Source organism: Xanthomonas dyei, assembly GCF_002939865.1.
Lineage (GTDB): Bacteria > Pseudomonadota > Gammaproteobacteria > Xanthomonadales > Xanthomonadaceae > Xanthomonas > Xanthomonas dyei.
Genome location: NZ_MDEE01000108.1, coordinates 1 through 1,161 on the forward strand (window position 1 = coordinate 1; position 1,161 = coordinate 1,161).

The 1,161-nt window shown below is 67.2% G+C and carries 1 protein-coding gene; it reads left to right on the top strand.

What is annotated here, in order from left to right; all coding sequences use genetic code 11:
• A partial coding sequence (locus XdyCFBP7245_RS23405) for a DNA-binding protein (RefSeq protein WP_104617720.1) occupies window positions 1-1,036 on the top strand: 1,036 nt, incomplete at its 5' end.
• Between the last annotated feature and the right edge of the window lie 125 nt (window positions 1,037-1,161).

The window sequence follows — 1,161 nt, forward strand, 5'->3', positions numbered from 1 at the left end:
GTACAAAAGCGACGTGCAACGGGCACGCGATAGCCTGCGCGCAACGGGCACGCATCCGTCCGTGGACGCGGTCCGGGTGGCGCTCGGCAACACGGGCTCCAAGACCACCATCCACCGCTATCTGAGGGAGTTGGAGGACGAGGACGGACAGCGCCCCGGCGCCAAGGTCGCCATCGGCGACGCGCTGCAGGATCTGGTCAGCCGCCTCGCCGAGCGCTTGCACGCCGAGGCTGAGACGGTGGTGGCGCAGGCCCAGGCGCGCTTCCAGGCGCAGCTTCAAGAGCGTACCCAAACGCTGGAGCAGGCCCGGCAAGAGGCTGACTCACTCAGGACGCAGCTGCAACGCTGCGAGACCGCACGGCAGGCCGAACGTGAGGCGGGCGACGCCGCCAGGGGCGAGGTGGCCAGCCGCACCACCGAGCTGGCCCAACTGGAGGAGCGGATCTGCGGCCTGACTGTTCGCGTGGCCGAGCACGACGCCCATGAGAAATCGTTGGAACACAAGCACGCACACGCCAGGGAAGCCCTGGAACACTACCGCACCTCGGTCAAGGACCAGCGCGAGCAGGAACACCGCCGGCATGAGCACCAGGTGCAGGAGTTGCAGGTCGCCCTACGGCAGGCCAACGAGGCCTTGACCGCCAAGAACCACGACCTGATGCAGCTCAACCGCGACAATGGCCAGTGGCTGGAACGCCATACCCGCCTGGAGCGGGAACTGGCGCAGGCACGCCAGCGGGCCGATGCCCAGCAACGCGAGCGCGACGCGCTGCGCCTGGCGGCCGCGGAGCACCAAGCCCTGCAGGTGCGCTGGACTGGCGATGTCCAAGCGCTGGAAAGCGTGCGCACCGAACTGGCCGCAGCGCGGGCCGATCTGAGCCAAGAGCGCCAGCGCCGGGAACACGCCGAGGTGGAGACCTTGCGGGCCACGGTACGTCTGAGCACGCTGGAACAATTACTGGCGCAGCTGCGACCACCGCGCCCCGTTGACGAACACGAAAAGACCATCGCAGCCAGTACACCCCCAGGAGGCTGATGCTCAGCCTGCTGGGGGAAGGTATGGGTCACCCTCCGCCTCAATGGCTTCGTCGTCGCAGCTAAGACTTCGGTGAGGTAAAGCGAAGCGGCGCGCTCTTCGCCAAACTTGCTTCTATAGTCACT